Annotated in this window: 17 protein-coding genes; 6 read left to right on the top strand and 11 right to left on the bottom strand. The window is 72.8% G+C overall.

All coding sequences use genetic code 11. The features are described from left to right. Positions 1-52: 52 nt before the first annotated feature. The 10 genes from ASG70_RS08150 to arsM form a co-directional block, all read right to left on the bottom strand. Positions 53-853 carry an ABC transporter permease gene (locus tag ASG70_RS08150; RefSeq protein WP_056883353.1) on the bottom strand — a complete coding sequence of 267 codons (801 nt, stop codon included), beginning with the start codon at positions 851-853 and terminating at the stop codon, positions 53-55. Next, entirely contained in the window at positions 843-1787 is a 945-nt protein-coding gene (locus ASG70_RS08145) for an ABC transporter ATP-binding protein (RefSeq protein ID WP_235531404.1), read from the bottom strand. The genes ASG70_RS08150 and ASG70_RS08145 overlap by 11 nt, the downstream gene beginning before the upstream one ends. Positions 1788-1791: 4 nt before the next feature. Beyond that, positions 1792-2028 carry a PLD nuclease N-terminal domain-containing protein gene (locus tag ASG70_RS08140; protein ID WP_056883352.1) on the bottom strand — a complete coding sequence of 79 codons (237 nt, stop codon included), beginning with the start codon at positions 2026-2028 and terminating at the stop codon, positions 1792-1794. A gap of 118 nt (positions 2029-2146) precedes the next feature. Beyond that, entirely contained in the window at positions 2147-3238 is a 1092-nt protein-coding gene (locus ASG70_RS08135; RefSeq protein ID WP_082590339.1) for a DUF1524 domain-containing protein, read from the bottom strand. 126 nt (positions 3239-3364) lie between these two features. Further along, the gene (locus ASG70_RS08130; RefSeq protein ID WP_056883351.1) at positions 3365-4084 is read right to left on the bottom strand and encodes a VOC family protein; all 720 of its coding nucleotides are present in this window, start codon (positions 4082-4084) and stop codon (positions 3365-3367) included. Next, entirely contained in the window at positions 4074-6467 is a 2394-nt protein-coding gene (gene ppsA / locus ASG70_RS08125; protein ID WP_056883350.1) for a phosphoenolpyruvate synthase, read from the bottom strand. The genes ASG70_RS08130 and ppsA overlap by 11 nt, the downstream gene beginning before the upstream one ends. Positions 6468-6539: 72 nt before the next feature. After that, a complete protein-coding gene (locus ASG70_RS08120) occupies positions 6540-7379 on the bottom strand; it encodes a pyruvate, water dikinase regulatory protein (RefSeq protein WP_056883349.1) in 840 nt (279 codons plus the stop codon). 58 nt (positions 7380-7437) lie between these two features. Further along, positions 7438-7857, bottom strand: coding sequence for an arsenate reductase ArsC (locus tag ASG70_RS08115; RefSeq protein WP_082590337.1), 420 nt, complete (start codon positions 7855-7857; stop codon positions 7438-7440). Continuing rightward, entirely contained in the window at positions 7850-8923 is a 1074-nt protein-coding gene (gene arsB / locus ASG70_RS08110; protein WP_156399970.1) for an ACR3 family arsenite efflux transporter, read from the bottom strand. Before arsB ends, ASG70_RS08115 begins: the two co-directional genes overlap by 8 nt. A 17-nt stretch (positions 8924-8940) precedes the next feature. After that, positions 8941-9879 (bottom strand): arsenite methyltransferase, encoded by a 939-nt coding sequence (gene arsM, locus ASG70_RS08105; protein WP_235531402.1) that lies wholly within the window; start codon positions 9877-9879, stop codon positions 8941-8943. A gap of 43 nt (positions 9880-9922) precedes the next feature. Here arsM and ASG70_RS08100 point away from each other — a divergent pair, with 43 nt between their 5' ends. Then, a complete protein-coding gene (locus tag ASG70_RS08100) occupies positions 9923-10261 on the top strand; it encodes a helix-turn-helix transcriptional regulator (RefSeq protein ID WP_056883346.1) in 339 nt (112 codons plus the stop codon). 42 nt (positions 10262-10303) lie between these two features. On the opposite strand, the gene ASG70_RS08095 is transcribed toward ASG70_RS08100, so the two are convergent. Continuing rightward, a complete protein-coding gene (locus ASG70_RS08095; protein ID WP_056883345.1) occupies positions 10304-10945 on the bottom strand; it encodes a GNAT family N-acetyltransferase in 642 nt (213 codons plus the stop codon). 279 nt (positions 10946-11224) lie between these two features. Here ASG70_RS08095 and ASG70_RS08090 point away from each other — a divergent pair, with 279 nt between their 5' ends. The 5 genes from ASG70_RS08090 (at position 11225) to ASG70_RS08070 (ending at position 17107) form a co-directional block, all read left to right on the top strand. Then, positions 11225-12319 (top strand): glycosyltransferase family 1 protein, encoded by a 1095-nt coding sequence (locus ASG70_RS08090; protein WP_156399894.1) that lies wholly within the window; start codon positions 11225-11227, stop codon positions 12317-12319. Continuing rightward, positions 12307-13374 (top strand): glycosyltransferase, encoded by a 1068-nt coding sequence (locus ASG70_RS08085; protein WP_056883344.1) that lies wholly within the window; start codon positions 12307-12309, stop codon positions 13372-13374. The genes ASG70_RS08090 and ASG70_RS08085 overlap by 13 nt, the downstream gene beginning before the upstream one ends. Continuing rightward, complete coding sequence (locus tag ASG70_RS08080; RefSeq protein ID WP_056883343.1) at positions 13371-14393, top strand: glycosyltransferase; 1023 nt, start codon at positions 13371-13373, stop codon at positions 14391-14393. The genes ASG70_RS08085 and ASG70_RS08080 overlap by 4 nt, the downstream gene beginning before the upstream one ends. After that, complete coding sequence (locus ASG70_RS08075; RefSeq protein WP_056883342.1) at positions 14390-15238, top strand: glycosyltransferase family 2 protein; 849 nt, start codon at positions 14390-14392, stop codon at positions 15236-15238. The genes ASG70_RS08080 and ASG70_RS08075 overlap by 4 nt, the downstream gene beginning before the upstream one ends. 135 nt (positions 15239-15373) lie before the next feature. Next, positions 15374-17107, top strand: a complete 1734-nt coding sequence (locus ASG70_RS08070; RefSeq protein WP_156399893.1) for an alpha/beta hydrolase — start codon at positions 15374-15376, stop codon at positions 17105-17107. Positions 17108-17143 lie beyond the last annotated feature (36 nt).

Raw genomic sequence — 17143 nt, 5'->3', positions numbered from 1 at the left:
GGCGCCGGCCGCCTGCACGCGCCCCAGCCCCTCGTCCTCTGGTGGCCGTCGCTCAGCCGCGGACGTCCCGCCGGCCGAAGCCCCACACCGCGGCCGCGACCAGGACGGCGACGGTCAGGACCGCCACGACCACGGCGGGCCAGGAGACCCCCGCCCGCAGCGGGTCGTGGGCGGCGTACTGGTAGAACGGCGAGAGCCGCTGGAACGGGCGCAGCCAGTCCACGAGGCCGCCCAGGCCGTTGACGAGGTAGGCCAGGACCGCGACCGCGGCTGCCACTCCCCTGCTGCGGCCCGGGCTGCCGGTGGCGGCCCCCACCGCCAGGGCGAGGGCGCCGAACACCAGCCCCAGCAGGGCCAGGTGCAGCATCGCCGCCGCGGTGCGCCCGGCCGGCAGGCTCAGGTCGAACAGCCGGCCCACGAGCACCAGGGCGGCGCCGGTGGCCACGGCCAGCCCGAGCGTCCCGAGCACCATGGCCCCGGCCTTCTCCAGGACGACCCGGGCGCGGCTGACGGGCGAGCCCAGCAGCAGGTCGAGGGTGTGGCGGTCCTCCTCGCCAGCGACCGCGGAGCTCCCCTGCCCCACGGCGTACAGGATGAGCAGGGTCGGGCCCATGAAGCTCATGAGCTCGATCTGGATGTAGCCCACGGGCGTCGACATGTCGGCCCCTGCAGTGGCGAACAGGGACCGGAACGCCTCGGGCATCTGGTCGAGGAAGTCGCTCATCGACGGCTGGTCGCGGATGCTCGGCCAGATCGCGGCATACATGAGCACGAGCAGGACGACCGCGACGACCCAGCCGACGAGGCTGCGGCGCTGGTCGTGGAGGGTCTTGAGGGCGACGCTATGCAGCATCGTCCTCACCCCGGCCGTAGTAGGCGAGGAAGGTCTCCTCGAGCTCGGCCTCGGTGCACGTGAGGTCGCGCAGCGGGAACTGCCCCAGCGCCTTGACGATGCGGTCGAGGGAGGCCTCCGGGGCGGCACAGGTCAGCGTGTGGTCGACCACGGACAGCTCGCGGACCCCGTCGATGCCGGCGAAGGCCGCGACCGGCACCGGGGCGTCGAACGTGGCGTGCACGTGGTGCAGCGAGCGCGCGCGCAGGGCGTCGAGCCGGTCGACCGCGACGAGCCGACCCTTGCGCAGCAGGCCGACGCGGTCGGCCACCCGCTGCACCTCCCCGAGGACGTGCGAGCTGAGCAGGACCGTGCCACCGCCGTCGACGTGCTCGCGCATCAGGGTGTGCAGCTCCTGCTGCGCCAGGGGGTCCAGGCCACTGGTCGGCTCGTCGAGGACCAGCACGCGGGTCTGGGGCATCAGGGCCAGGACGACGGCGAGCTTCTGCCGGTTGCCCTTGGAGAGGTCGCGCGAGGGGGTGTCGAGGTCGAGGTCGAGGCGCTCGGCGAGGACCAGCGCCCGGGGGTACGGGTCTGCGCCGCGCAGGTGGCTGAGGTAGTCGACGTGCTGAAGGCCGGTGAGGGTCGGGTAGAGCGCCGGCTCCCCCGGCAGGAACCCCACGTGGCGGCGCACCGACGTGGACTCGTGCCACACGTCGTACCCGCAGACCCGGGCGCTGCCGCGCGTCGGGCGCAGCAGCCCCATGAGCAGGCGCAGCGTCGTCGTCTTGCCGGCGCCGTTGGGTCCGAGGTAGCCGAAGACCTCACCCCGGGCCAGGGTGAGGTCGAGGTCGCGCAGGGCGACCGCGTGGCCGAAGCTCTTGCTCAGGCCATGGGTCTCGATGACCGCCTCGGCGCGGATGGCGTCGTCGCGCTCGACGGGTGCGCTCGACACGGCACTACTCCAACGGTGGACGAGGGGCGTTGCGGCGACCAACGGCCAGGTAGGCCAGCGGCCCGACGGGGTTCACGAGGTCGGCCAGGGCCCAGGCCCACCGGGGTCCCCGCACCTCCTCACGACTGCGGCGCCGCAGGTCTCGCGCGACATACGCCTGCAGCGCGAGCTGCAGGCTGCCACCGACTACGACAGCGACCCGCTGGGTCGTGCTCAGCTCGGACCACTTGCGCTGCCTCATGCGTCTCCTCGATCCCTCGCGGTCAGACCACTGCACCAGAGAGGAGGCGCGCCCACTAGGGACGAAGGGCCGTGTCGCGCCGGCCGGCCACGGCGATCAGAGGGCTGGTGGGGCGGGCTCAGCGCTCGCAGACGAGCCCGTCGTGGTCGCGGTCCTGGTACCAGTCGTACTCGGGGTCCACGCCGCGCCGGTACGGGCCGTAGCCCGCGGCGTTGGCCTCCCTGCAGGTGCCGAACCGCGGGTCGGTGGCGGAGGCTGCGGGCGGCGCCACGCTGGGCTTCGGCGCCGTCGACCGGGTGGGAGCCGGCGCGACCGCCTCCACGGTTCCCCCGCCGAGCCGGACCACGCCGCCGCTGGGGAGGCCCTGCGTGGGGCAGGAGTCCAGCACGCGCAGGATCGCCGCGCGCTCGGCGCTGGTGACCCACAGCCCGTAGCGGCGCTTCACCGCGACCTGTCGGGCCACGTAGCTGCACCGGGTGGCCTTGCGGGGCGGGAGCCACGTGGCGGCGTCACCGTCGCTCTTGCGCTGGTTGCTGGGACCGTCCACGGCGAGGAGGTTGAGGGGGTCGTTGGCGAAGGCGGTGCGCTGCTGGGACGTCCACTTCTGGGCGCCCTTCTGCCACGCGTCGGAAAGGGCCACGACGTGGTCGATCTGGACGGCGGTGGAGGTGCTCTGCCCGCGGACGAAGCGGATGGTGGTGCCGGTGTACGGGTCGTGCAGGGTGCCGCGCAGGACGAGGCAGCCGCGCGTCCCGGCCTTGAGGACGAGCTGGCGCAGGTCGCGGCGCAGGATGTCGTTGCGGGTGTCGCAGCCGTTGCGGTCGACGTCGGCCCAGGCCTGGCCGAACTCGGCGCGGTCGTACCCCGTGCGGGGCGCGCGACCCTTGACCGGGATGGCGGCCAGGGTGGTCACCGCGGTGCCCGGCCGCACCGAGGTCGGGCTCGGCGAGGGGGCAGGGGTCGAGGTGGTGGAGGTCGCGGTCCCGGCCGGTTCGCTCGACGCCGCGGGCTCGGCCACGGGCTCCGTCGTCGACGGGTCCGAGGCAGGCAACGCCCGGGTGGCCGCCGGGCTCGAGGTCGTCGAGCGCCCGGACGCGGACCCTGAGTCGGACCCCGGGTCGGCGCTGGCCGGAACACATCCGGAGACGGCCAGGGTGATGACGAGCGGTCCGAGGACAGTCGGCCAGGAGAAGTCAGGGCGGTGGATCATGAGTCAGGACAGGCGCTTTCGGTGTCGGGTGCGCCCACCGTATGCCGCCGTGGGTCCGGCGGGGTGCGATCAGCCCTCGTTCGGACGCACGGCGCACGAACCCTGGCCGAACGGCCGACGCCGGGTTCAGGCGCGCACGCAGAGCTCGTTGCCGTCGGGGTCCAGGAGCGGCAGCCACTCCTCCGCCAGGCACGCCGGGTCAGCCAGGGCGGGGTCGACGCGGCTCGCGCCGAGCGCGACGAGGCGCTGCACCTCCGCCGTCACGCCGTCGTCCCCCACCGGCGACAGGTGCAGGTGGAGGCGGTTGCGGGCCGTCTTCTGCCGCACCGGAGGACCACCCCAGGAGATCTTCGACCCGCCACGCGGCGACTGGATGGCCGTCTCCTCGTCCTGGTCCCAGACCAGCGGCCAGCCCAGGGCCTGGCTCCAGAAGTAGCCCACCGCCTGCGAGCCGTCGCTCGACAGGGCGCCGATCGTCCCCGTACCGGCGAGGAAGTTGTTGCCCGGCGGGATCACGCAGAGCTCGTTGCCCTCCGGGTCGGCCATCACCACGTGCTCGGCGTCCGGGCCCTGGCCGATGTCGAGGTGGCTGCCGCCCAGCTCGAGGGCTCGGTCCACCGTCTCCTGCTGGTCCTCGAGGGAGGAGCTGGTCAGGTCGAAGTGCATCTGGTTGGGGACGTCCTTCGGCGCCGTCGTCGGCACGAACCGGATCGGGAACTCGGTCTCGGTGACGGGCAGGACCGCCGTGCCGACACCGAGCGGGCGTCGCAGGACCCCGGACCAGAACGACGCCAGCCCGGCCGGGTCGTCCGCGGCGACGACCAGCGCCTCGAGGTCACTCGTCATTGCCGCTTCCCCGCTTCGCCAGGCGCAGCCAGGTGTCGACGACGGTGTCGGGGTTGAGGGACATCGACTCGATGCCCTGGTCGAGCAGCCACTCGGCGAGGTCGGGGTGGTCCGAGGGACCCTGCCCGCAGATGCCGACGTACTTGCCCCGGGCCCGGCACGCCTCGATGGCCATCGACAGCATCCGCTTGACCGCCGGGTCCCGCTCGTCGAAGCCCTCGGCGACCAGGCTCGAGTCGCGGTCGATGCCGAGGGTCAGCTGGGTCAGGTCGTTGGACCCGATGGAGAACCCGTCGAAGTGGTCGAGGAAGGCGTCGGCGAGCACTGCGTTGGACGGGATCTCGCACATCATCACGACCTGGAGGTCGTTCTCGCCGCGGCGCAGGCCGTGCTCGGCGAGCAGGTCGATGACGCCCTTCGCCTCGGTCACGGTCCGCACGAACGGGATCATCACCTTGACGTTGGTGAGCCCCATCTCGTCGCGCACGTGGCGCAGCGCCTCCGCCTCCATGGCGAAGCACTCGGCGAAGTCCTCGGACAGGTACCTCGCGGCGCCGCGGTACCCGATCATCGGGTTCTCCTCGTGGGGCTCGTAGCGCTGCCCGCCCAGCAGCCCCGCGTACTCGTTGGACTTGAAGTCGGACATGCGCACGATCACCGGCTCGGGCGCGAACGCGGCCGCGAGCATGGACACGCCCTCGGCGACGCGCTTGACGAAGAAGTCGCGCGGGCTGTCGTACGCGGCGATGAGGGCCTCGACCTCCGCGCGGATCCCGGGCTCCTGGTCCTCGAGCTCGAGCAGCGCGCGGGGGTGGATGCCGATCTGGCGGTTGATGATGAACTCGAGGCGGGCGAGCCCGACACCGCGGTGCGGCAGGCGGGAGAACTCGAACGCCTGGTCCGGGGTGCCGACGTTCATCATGATCTTGACCGGCAGCTCTGGCATGTCGCCCAGCGCGGTCTCCGAGACCGTGAACCTGCGCAGCCCCTCGTAGACCCGGCCGGTGTCGCCCTCGGCCGCCGAGACGGTGACCTCCTGCCCGTCGGCGAGCGCGGTCGTCGCCGAGCCGGTGCCGACCACGGCGGGGATGCCGAGCTCGCGGGCGATGATCGCGGCGTGGCAGGTGCGGCCACCACGGTTGGTCACGATCGCGCTGGCCCGCTTCATGATCGGCTCCCAGTCGGGGTCAGTCATGTCGGCGACCAGCACGTTGCCGGGCTCGAAGTCGTGCATCTGCTCGGCGGAGGCGAGGATCCGCACCGGGCCCGCGCCGATCTTCTGGCCGATCGCCCGGCCCTCGACGAGCACCGGTCCGCGCTCGTCGAGGGTGAAGCGCTGCTGGCTGGTGCTCCCCTGGCGGGACTTCACCGTCTCGGGGCGCGCCTGGAGGATGTAGAGCTCGCCGTCGAGCCCGTCGCGGCCCCACTCGATGTCCATCGGGCGGCCGTAGTGCTCCTCGATGGCCAGCGCGTGCCGTGCCAGCTCGGTGACCTCGTCGTCGGTGAGGCTGAGCCGCACCCGTTCGGCCGGGTCGACGTCGACGAACTCGGTGGTGCGTCCCACCTCGGCGTCGTCGGTGTAGACCATCTTGGTGGCCTTGTCGCCGACGCCGCGCTTGAGGACGGCCGGGCGGCCGGCGCGCAGGGCGGGCTTGTAGACGTAGAACTCGTCCGGGTTGACCGCGCCCTGGACCACGGCCTCGCCCAGGCCGTAGCTGCTGGTGATGAACACCGCGTCGGGGAACCCGGACTCGGTGTCGATGGTGAACATGACGCCCGAGGCACCGATGTCCGAGCGCACCATCCGCTGCACGCCGGCCGAGAGCGCGACCACCGAGTGGTCGAAGTCGCTGTGCACGCGGTAGGCGATGGCGCGGTCGTTGTAGAGCGAGGCGAAGACCCGCTTGATCGCGAGCAGCACGCTGTCGATGCCGCGGACGTTGAGGAACGTCTCCTGCTGTCCGGCGAACGAGGCGTCGGGCAGGTCCTCCGCCGTCGCGCTCGAGCGGACCGCGAAGCTCACCTCGTCGACGTGCTCCCCCACGAGCCGCTCGTACGCCGTACGGATGTCCGCCTCGAGGTCCGGGGGGAAGGGCTGGCGCTCCACCGCCTCACGCAGCTGCCCGCCGACGTCCGCGAGGGCGCGGGTGTCCTCGACGTCGAGGGAGAACAGCATCCCGTTGATGCGGTCGGCCAGGCCCTCGTGCTCGAGGAAGCGCCGGTAGGCGTCGGCCGTGGTCGCGAACCCGTCGGGCACCCGGACGCCGGCGGCCGAGAGGTGTTGGACCATCTCGCCGAGCGACGCGTTCTTGCCTCCGACCGCGTCGACGTCGGTGAGACCGAGGTCGGCGAACCAGGCGACGTTGGGGGTGCTGCCGGTCACGGGCGTTCCTTTCGACGTGCGGCGCCGTTGCCGCGGTGCGTCAGAGGTTAGAGCAGGTTCCCGGGGACCCCGTCAGAGGAGCCCGTTGAGGTTGGTGCTCTGCATGATGACGGCCGCCATCTCCTCCACCGACATGGAGGCCGAGTTGATGGAGGGTATGCGGTGTGCCCGGTAGAGCGCCTCGGCCCGGCGCAGCTCGTAGCTGCACTGACCCATGCTGGCGTACACCGAGCCCGGGCGGCGCTCGCCGCGGACCTGGCTGAGGCGTGCAGGCGTCGACAGCAGGCCGAAGCACCGGTCGACCAGGCCCCGGATCGGCCGGGGCAGGCCGCCGACGTCGAAGTCCTCCTCGACCAGCGGGTAGTTGGCGACCTTGAGGCCGTGCTGCAGCGCGAGGTACATGGAGGTCGGGGTCTTCCCGCACCGCGACGGCGCCACGAGGATGAGGTCGGCGGACTCGAGGTGCCGGAGGCTGGCGCCGTCGTCGTGCTCCATCGCGTACTCGATCGCCTTCATCCGCGCGTCGTAGCGGCGGGTGTCCCCCAGGCCGTGGAGCGGGGCGCCGCCGTGGGTGGCGTTGACGCGCAGCACCCGCTCGATGGTGTCGAGGTGGGTGCCGAAGAGGTCGATGAACGCGCACCGCGTCTCCTGCAGCTCCTTGCGGACCTCGTCGTCGGAGACCGACGAGAAGACCAGAGGTGTCACCGAGCCCGTGCAGGCCTCGTCGAAGATCCCCCGCACCTCGCGGGCCCGCTCGATGGTCGTGACGAACGGGAACTTGCGCCGCTGGAACGTCACCGAGGGGAACTGCTGGAGCATGAGGTTGCCCAGCGTCTCGGCCGAGATGCCGGTGCCGCCCGCGACGAAGAAGACCGGTGTGCTGTGGGGGCTGGTCTCGACGTCGGAGGTCACGCACACACCTTGGCGTGCGCGTCAGCGGTCGGCAAGCAGGGTTCCTCCACCCGGAACCTCACACGCCGGTGACGGGGATGCCCAGATCCTCGAGCAGCGCGCTGACCCGGCGCTTGATCTCGTCGCGGATCGGGCGCACCGCGTCGACGCCCTGCCCGGCCGGGTCGTCGAGCTGCCAGTCGAGGTAGCGCTTCCCCGGGTAGAACGGGCACGCGTCGCCGCACCCCATGGTGATGACGACGTCGGACGCCTGCACCGCTTCGGGGGTCAGCAGCTTGGGCGTCTCCGCGCTGAGGTCGATGCCCTCCTCGAGCATGGCGTCCTGGACCGCGGGGTTGACGCTGTCCGCCGGCGCCGAGCCCGCGGACCGCACCTCCACCCGTCCTGCGGAGAGGTGGGTCGTGTAGGCCGCGGCCATCTGGGAGCGCCCGGCGTTGTGGACGCACACGTAGAGCACGGAAGGGCGGGGGTCAGGCACGGGGGGCCTCCTCGGGCGTGGGGTGCGGGAACCGGTTCCTCAGGGCGAGGCTGACGTAGACGAGGGCCACGAGGACGGGCACCTCGATCAGGGGGCCGACCACGCCCGCCAGGGCCTGGCCGGAGGCGACCCCGAAGGTGGCGATGGCAACGGCGATGGCCAGCTCGAAGTTGTTGCCGGCGGCGGTGAAGGCCAGGGTCGTGGTCCGCTCGTAGCCCAGCCCCAGGGCCCGGCCCAGCAGGTAGCCGCCGCCCCACATCAGGGCGAAGTACGCCAGCAGGGGCAGCGCGATCCGCGCGACGTCCAGAGGGTGGCTGGTGACCTGCTCGCCCTGGAGGGCGAACAGGACCACGATCGTGAACAGCAGCCCGTACAACGCCCACGGACCGATCCTGGGCAGGAAGGAACGCTCGTAGCGGTCGCGGCCGACGCTGCGCTCGCCGAGGCGCCGGCTGAGGTAGCCGGCGAGCAGCGGGACACCGAGGAAGACGAGGACGCTGCCGGCGATCTTCCACGGCGAGACGTCGAGGCTCGACCGGTCGAGGCCGAGCCACCCGGGCAGCACCGACAGGTAGAACCACCCGAGGACCGCGAACGCCACGACCTGGAACAGGGAGTTGAGCGCGACGAGGACGGCCGCCGCCTCGCGGTCGCCGCAGGCCAGGTCGTTCCAGATGACGACCATGGCGATGCACCGCGCCAGCCCGACGATGATGAGCCCCGTGCGGTACTCCGGGAGGTCGGGGAGCAGCAGCCACGCCAGGGCGAACATCAGCGCCGGCCCGACCAGCCAGTTGAGCACGACGCTCGAGACGAGCAGGCGGTGGTCCCCCGTCACCGTGTCGAGCCGGTCGTAGCGCACCTTGGCCAGCACGGGGTACATCATCACGAGCAGGCCGACGGCAATCGGCAGCGAGACCCCGTCGACCTGCACCGCGGACAGCACGTCGGACAGGCCGGGGACGAGCCGCCCCAGGAGGAGCCCGAGCGCCATGGCCGCCAGGATCCAGACCGGCAGGAAGCGGTCTAGCGTCGAGAGCCGGGCGGCTACCGCGGGCGACCGCACCCCGGTGGTGGGCGACGTCACGGCTTGCGCGCCCGGACGAACGCGCTCGCGAAGGCGCCGTCCAGCGCGTCGACGAGCTCTGAACGACCCATGCCCTCGGGCAGCTCGATTGCGTCGGTGACCTCCGCCATGCCTGTCAGGTCGTCGCGCGTGTAGCCGCGCGTCACCTCGACCTCGGCGTCCTCGAACCCGGCCGCCGCGAGCTTGTCGACGAACTCCTCGCTGCGCAGGGCCCCGGAGATGCAGCCCGTCCAGAGCCGGACGACGCCCTGCAGCTCGGTCGGGATCGGGCGCAGCAGCACGATGTCGGAGACGGCGAAGCGCCCACCCGGCCGGAGCACCCGGAACGCCTCGCGCAGGACGGCGTCCTTGTCGGTGGAGAGGTTGATGACGCAGTTGGAGATGACCACGTCGACGGAGGCGTCCGGGAGCGGCACGTCCTCGATGGCGCCCTGCAGGAACGTGGCGTTGTCGATCCCCGCCTCGGCCTGGTTGCGCCTGGCCAGCTCCAGCATCTCGTCGGTCATGTCCAGGCCGTACGCGGTGCCGCCCGGGGCGACCCGTCGCGCCGAGAGCAGCACGTCCAGGCCGCCACCCGACCCGAGGTCGAGGACATCCTGGCCGGGACGGAGCTCTGCCAGCGCGGTCGGGTTGCCGCAGCCCAGGGAGGCAGCGAGGGCCGTGCCTGACGGCACGGAGTCCGCGTCGTACAGGCCGCTGCTGATCGGGTCGACCGCCTGGGCGCTGGTGCCTCCGCAGCAGCCACCACCGCCGCAGCACCCGTTCTGTGCCTCCTGTGCCGAGCTCTCCCGGGCCGACGGGTCGCCGGTCGGTTCGCCCAGAAGGGTCGTGGCCGCGGCGGCATAGCGCTCGCGCACCGCCTCACGGACCTGCTCGTCACTCATCTGCACGTCGGCCATGGCCACTCCTTGATTTGAGAACTGTCGAATCAGCACGTCCAGCATGGTGCGCTGGTTTGACATCTGTCAAGATAGTCGCATGCCCGTCCTCGAGTCAGAGCCGAAGGTCCGCCAAGCCAGCTGCTGCGGCCTCGCGACCTCACCCGTCACCGCCGAGGACGCCGAGCGGCTGGCGCCGATGTTCAAGGCGCTGGGCGACCCGGTCCGGCTGCAGATGGCCTCGATGATCGCCGCCCAGCCGGAGCTGTGCGTCTGCGAGATCACGCCCGCCTTCGACCTCTCCTCGGGCACGATCTCCCACCACCTCAAGACCCTGCGCCAGGCCGGTCTCGTCGACTGCGAGCGCCGCGGCACCTTCGTCTACTACTGGGTCCGACCCGAGGCGCTCGCCGCCCTGTCCGCACTCCTCACCGCCTGAGGGCCCTGCCCGGCCATTCGTCGGTGAGGGCACCGGATGGGGTCAGGCGCCGAAGAACGACCGGCACTGCGCGAGGCCGTCGACCGTGACCTCGGGCCGGGGCCGCGACTGCCACCCGCTGCGGGTCAGCCGCAGCCGGTCGGAAACCAGGACCTCGTCTCCGCGGGCGTCACGCGAGATCCCGTCGTGCTCGTAGCCCAGCTTGCGGGACACCCCCTGGGACGCGGCGTTGTCCTGGAAGACCTCGGTGAGCGCGGCCTCGGCGCCGAGGTGGTCGAAGGCGAGGCTGAGCGCGGCCTCACGGGCCTGCGTACCCAGTCCTCGTCGGTGGTGCGCGAGGCCCAGCCACGAGGTCGTGGCCACCTCTCGCACGACCGGGAAGTCCGTGGCGCGCAGCGTGACCACGCCCACGGGTCGGTCGCCCTCGAAGACGCCCAGGCCCAGGCGCCAGTCGTCGACCTCCCACGCACCGAGCCGGTCCCAGTGCCCCTGGAGCACCGAGCGCGCGCGTTCCTCGGCGCTGCCCTCGGTCCACGGGGTGAGGAACGGGCGCTGGCCGGGCTCGTGCACCCCCAGCCCTGCGAGCTGCGCCAGCTCGGCGAGCTCCTCCTCGCGCGGGAGCCGCAGCTCGAGCCGAGGGGTGCGGATCGTGAGTCCGAAGAGGGGCCAGACGTCGTTGAGCATCCGGCGACCCTCTCACGGGCCCCCGCGGCTCGACCACCGGAATCGGGTCACCGCGAGGACCTGGCGCCGGGGCCTGTCGTCGCGACCTCGTCGTCAGGGCCCCGTCGCGAGGGTCGCCGTCGCGAGGGTCGCCGTCGCGAGGGTCGCCGTCGCGGGGGTCGCCGTCTTCGGTGGTCCGGGTTACGTTGAGGTCAGTAACCACGAGCCGGTCAAAACATGCGCCAGCTGCCCTGTCGGGCTGTGCTGGCGCACGCTCGACGCCTTCCCCTGGAGGATGTCTTGAGCATCGTTGTGGCTTCCATCCCGTCCGGTCACGTCTACGTCCGGCACCTGTCCCCCGTCCCCGGGGCCGGCCCTGGCCCCGCTGCGGTCAGCCGGCTCGCCGACCCGCCGGCGGGTGACTCCCCCGACTCTCCGTGGTGGCCCCCGCGCATGCTCACCGCCGAGTGGGTTCGTGCCCACGCCGCCGAGTTCGACGTCATGCACGTGCACTTCGGCTTCGACGCGCTCTCCCCGCAGGACCTGCGCGACGTCGTCACGGCCCTGCGCGAGCACGACAAGCCGCTGGTGCTGACTGTCCACGACCTGCGCAACCCGCACCACACCACGGCCGACGCCCACGACGCCCAGCTCGCGGTGCTCGTCGACGCAGCCGACCACCTCATCACGCTCACCCGAGGCGCGGCCGACACGATCGCCGCGCGCTGGGGTCGCACAGCCACCGTCCTGCCCCACCCCCACGTGGTGCCACAGGCCTGGGTCGAGCGCCCGCGACCCACGGGATCGGCGTTCGTGGTGGGCCTGCACGCAAAGAGCCTGCGCGCCAACATGGACCCCGTCGCGGACCTCGACGCCGTGGTCACTGCCCTGACCGGTGTGCCGGACGCCGTCCTGCGCGTCGACGTGCACACCGACGTCATGACACCCGGGATGCGCCACCACGACCCCGGCTTCGCCGCGCACGTCCACGACCTGGCTCGCCGCGGGCAGGTCGACCTGCACGTCCACGACTACTTCACCGACGACGAGCTCTGGGCCTACCTCCAGGGACTCGACGTGTCCGTGCTCCCCTACCGCTTCGGCACCCACTCCGGCTGGCTCGAGGCCTGTCACGACCTCGGGACGTGGGTGGTCGCCCCCGACTGCGGGTTCTACGCCGAGCAGCGACCCGTCCTGTCCTACTCGGCAGACGGTGCCGAGCGCGCGGCGACCCTCACCGCGGCCGTCCGGGTGGCGCACCGTCGCCACCAGGCAGGCCTGACGGCGCCCAGGGCCACCTGGCCGGCGCGAGCCGCCGAGCGCCACGAGCTGGCCGCGGCGCACGAGCACGTCTACGCCACGGCGCTCGAGCGGAGGCTCGCGTGCACGTCGTGATCCTCGGGGCCGCCAAGCACCCGTTGCGCCAGCCCTTCGCCGGCGGACTCGAGTCCCTGACCTGGGCCCTCGTGCGCGGCCTGCGCGCTCGAGGCATCGAGGTGACCCTGTTCGCCGGAGCCGGCAGCGACCCGGCGCTCGACGCCCGGGAGATCACGGTCGACCCCCTGGTGCTCAGCGAGGACGCGCGCGGTGACGTCAGCATGCCGCCGGAGACGTGGCTGGCTGAGCACCACGCCTACCTGCAGGTGATGCTCGAGCTGCAGCGACGGGGCGACGTGGACGTGATCCACAACAACAGCCTCCACTACCTGCCCGTGGCCCTCGCCCAGTCCTGCCCGGCCCCGATGTTGACGACGCTGCACACGCCACCGACCCCGTGGCTGGAGCCCGCGATCGCGCTCATGGACCAGAGCCGCAGCCGCTTCGTGGCCGTGAGCGAGCACACCGCCCGCCAGTGGGGCCACGTGACCCGAGCCGCCGTCGTGCACAACGGGGTCGACACCGCCAGGTGGACCCCGGGCCCCGGCGGCGAGGAGCTCGTGTGGATGGGACGGGTGGTCCCCGAGAAGGCCCCTCACGAGGCCGTGCGCATCGCCGCCGCCAGCGGACGGCGCATCCGCCTGGCCGGCCCGGTCGGCGACGTCGCCTACTTCCGCGACCGGCTCGAGCCGCTCCTCGGCGACCACGCGCAGTACGTCGGCCACCTCGAGGTCGCGGCTCTGCGTGACCTCGTGGGGCGCAGCGCCGCCCTGGTCGTCACCCCCGACTGGGACGAGCCCTACGGCCTCGTCGCCGCCGAGTCGATGGCCTGCGGGACACCGGTCGTGGGGTACCGGCGTGGGGGCCTCCCCGAGTTCGTCCCTGCCGACTGCGGCACGCTCGTCGAGCCCGGCGACGTGGCGGCGGCCGCGGCGGCGGTGGACGAGGTCTGTGCCATGGACCGTGCGCGGGCCCGCGCCCACGCGGTGGCCCACTGCTCGCTCGACGCCATGGTCGACGCCTACGTCGCGGCCTACGGCGACCTGCTCCTGGCTCCCGAGGTGGCCGCGTGATCGGGTACTACGCCCACCACCAGGGGGCGGGTCACCTCACACGGATGCGCGGCATCGCGGCCGCCCTCGATCAACCTGTCTGGGGCCTGAGCTCCGCCGCGCCACCGCCTGGGTGGGAGGGCGGCTGGACGACCCTGGCGCGCGACGACGACCCGCACCCCGGCGCCCTGGCGGACCGCGACCCGACCGCCCACGGGGTGCTGCACTGGGCCCCGACGCACCACGAGGGGCTGGCCCGCCGGTCGGCCCAGATCGCCCGGTGGGCGGCCGAGGAGCGCCCCAGCGCCCTGGTCGTGGACGTCTCCGTCGAGGTGACGCTCCTCGCCCGGCTCTGCGGGGTGCCCACCGTCGTCGTGGCGATGCCCGGTCGGCGCGACGACCGCCCCCACCGCCTGGCCTACGACACGGCCGACGCCCTACTGGCGCCGTGGCCGCGGGGTGCGCACGACCTGCACTGGCCGGACCGCTGGTTCGCCAAGGCGTGGTTCGTCGGCGCCATCTCGCGGTTCGACCACCGAAGCCTCCCGGACCCGGTCCCCGCAGCCCACCCGGGTCGCACGGTCCTGGTCCTCTGGGGTGCCGGTGGCCACTCCACGACGGCCGCCCAGGTGGAGCAGGCCCGAGCGGCCACCCCGGACTGGACGTGGGTGGAGCGGTCGCCCGGTCGGGGCGCGTCCGGGGACCTGTGGGCCGACCTGCAGGCCGCGGACGTCGTTGTCACCCACGGCGGCCAGAACGCCGTGGCCGAGGTCGCCGCGGCCCGCCGGCCCGCGGTCGTCGTCGCCCAGCCCCGGCCCCACGACGAGCAGGTGGCGACGGCACGCAGGGTGGACGACTGGCGCATCGCCGTGGGGTGCGCGTCGTGGCCGTCTCCCCGCGAGTGGCCCGAGCTGCTCGACCGCGCCCTGGCACGCGGCGGGCAGCGGTGGTCCCGCTGGTCGACGGGCGACGGCGCCGCCCGGGCGGCGGCCCACCTGGACCGGCTGGCCGGCGACCTCGTCCCGGGCGCAGGGTCGTGAGCACCCACCGGACAGCCGTCGTCACCATCGCCCGGGGACGCCACGAGCACCTGCGCGGGCAGGCGTGGGGCCTGCGCAGGCAGTCCCGCCCCGCGGACCTGCACGTCGTCGTGTCGATGGGCGACCCCGAGGTGGTCACCGTGGCCCGGGAGGTCCTGCCCGGGGTGCACACGTCCTTCATGGACGCCATAGGGGCCGACCTGCCGCTCGCCTCCGCGCGCAACGTCGGGGCGGCCGTCGCGCTCGAGGCGGGAGCCGACCGCCTGGTCTTCCTCGACGTCGACTGCATCCCAGCCGAGGGGACCGTCGCCCGCTACGACGAGGTCCTGCAGGGCGTGTCCGCACGCCCGTTCCCGGTGGTGGTGTGCGGCGAGGTGGCCTACCTGCCACCGGCTGACCATCCTGCCGACTACCGGCGTCCGGGGCTCTGCGACCTCGCCGACCCCCACCCGGCCCGTCCCCGGCTGGCCCCCCGGGAGGTGGCCGAGGACGGCGACGTCCGGCTGTTCTGGTCGCTCTCCTTCGGCGTGACCGCGGACCACTGGCGGCGTCTCGGCGGGTTCAGCGAGGACTACACGGGGTATGGCGCCGAGGACACCGACTTCGGTCAGCGGCTCGCCGCCGCGGGCGGGAGCCTCGTGTGGACAGGGGGCGCAGCGGCATACCACCAGCACCACCCCACGAGCTCGCCGCCGACGCAGCACCTGCACTCGATCGTCAACAACGCCAACGTGTTCCGCGACATCTGGGGATGGTTCCCCATGCAGGGATGGCTCGACGGGTTCGCGGAACTCGGATTGGCCCGTATGGACCCGTCGTCGGGCAGGTGGGTCGTCTCCCACTGACCACGGGCCGGCCCGTTGGCAGGCACCGGGACGCCAACGGTGTACGGGACCTTGTGCGAGGCGCCGCAGGACCCCTACCGTGGACAGACGCCGTCCGTCGTCGGGGGCGAGCGGCACGGGGTGGAAGAGGACGTCATGTCCAGACGCTCACGCATCGTTGCCATCGTCCTGGCCGGAGCCGTCTCACTCGGGATGTCGGCCACCAGCGGCTCTGCTGCCCCTGCCGCCTTCCCATCTGACCGCGGGGGTACGGCCAACGCCGCCGTCCCGGTGCTCGACTGGGGCCCGTGCGGTGACGACTTCGGGGGTTCGGAGGGGCCACCCGGAGCGACGTTCTCCTGTGCGTGGGCCACGGTCCCGCTCGACTACGACCGGACGCAGGGCCAGACGCTGCGGATCGCGCTCAAGAGGCTCGAGGCCAGTCAGCCGACGCGGCGGATCGGGACCCTGTTCATCAACCCCGGCGGCCCGGGCGGCTCGGGCGTCGACTTCGCCTCCTTCGCGTGGGCCCTCTTCCCCCAGGACGTGCTGGACAGGTTCGACGTCGTGGGCTTCGACCCCCGTGGCGTCGCCCGCAGTAACCCACTGGTCTGCTTCCGTTCCTTCCAACAGCTCGACAACGTCTTCGGTGGTGTCCCGGCCTTCCCCCTCACCCGGTCCGAGTACCGCACCGTCGATGCCGCCTACACGACCTACACCTCGCTCTGCGAGCGCAACGGCGGCCCGGTCCTGGATCACATGTCGACCGCCGACGTCGCCCGTGACCTCGACCTCCTGCGCCGTGCCGTCGGCGACCGTGGCCTGACCTACGCCGGCTACTCCTACGGGACACAGCTGGGCAGCGTCTACGCGAACCTGTTCCCCGGCAACGTACGGGCCCTGGTCGTCGACGGCGTGCTCGACCCCGTCGCCTGGACGACCGGTCGCAGCGCAGCCGACCGTCGACTCCCGTTCTCGTCGCGACTCGGCAGCGACCTCGGTGCGAGCGCGTCCCTGGGCCAGTTCTTCTCCCTGTGCGGACGGGCCGGCCCCGACGTCTGTGCCCTCGCCGCCCAGGGAGACCCGCGCACGGTGTACGACGCCACGCTTGCAGCGCTGCGGCGGAAGGGCCCGGTCGAGGTCGACTTCGGCGACGGCCCGGAGCCGGTCTCCTACCAGGACGTGGTGGGAGCCAGCCTCGGAACCTTCTACTCACCGTACGGATGGGGCGACCTCGCCTCGGGCGTGAGCCTGGTGGCCGCGGCCGTCGGCGTGGCGCCGGTCGCCGCGACCTCGCCGTCGTCGGCAGCTGCCGCGGCGGCCTCCGCGTTCGCCAAGCGGGAGCCGATGCCGCAGACCTTCGAGGGTTTCGAGGGGGTGGCCTGTTCGGACTCCGTGAACCCCACCTCTCGCGAGGCCTGGTGGGACGCAGGCATCGCACGCGACGCGCTGGCCCCGTACTTCGGCAGGGCCTGGACCTGGGCGTCGGCAGGGTGCGCCACCTGGCCCGGCCGGGCCGACGACCGCTACACCGGCCCGTGGACGGCGAAGACGTCGGCTCCGGTGCTCGTGGTCGGCAACACCTACGACCCTGCCACCCCGTACGCCGGGGCCCAGACGGTGACGAGGCTCCTTGCCGGTTCGCGCCTGCTCACGGTCGCGGGCTGGGGCCACACCTCGCTCGGCTACAGCACGTGTGCCACGACAGTGGTCGGTCGGTACCTCGTGAGCCGGGTGCTGCCGGTCCAGGGGACGCGCTGCTCGTTCGACGACGTGCCGTTCGAGGACGCCGGCTCAGCTGCTGCTCGCGCCACGGACGCGCGTGCGGCGGGTATCGAGCGGGCGCGGGCGATCGTGCTCTCCGGCCTGCCGCGGGCGCCCCGGCGGTGAGAACTCGCGCACCGGACCCGGCTGTCCGGGTGCCCG

Origin of the sequence: Phycicoccus sp. Soil748, from assembly GCF_001428025.1 — a bacterium.
Lineage (GTDB): Bacteria > Actinomycetota > Actinomycetes > Actinomycetales > Dermatophilaceae > Pedococcus.
Note: the sequence above shows the minus strand (reverse complement) of the source record. Positions and strands in the feature narration are given on the sequence as shown.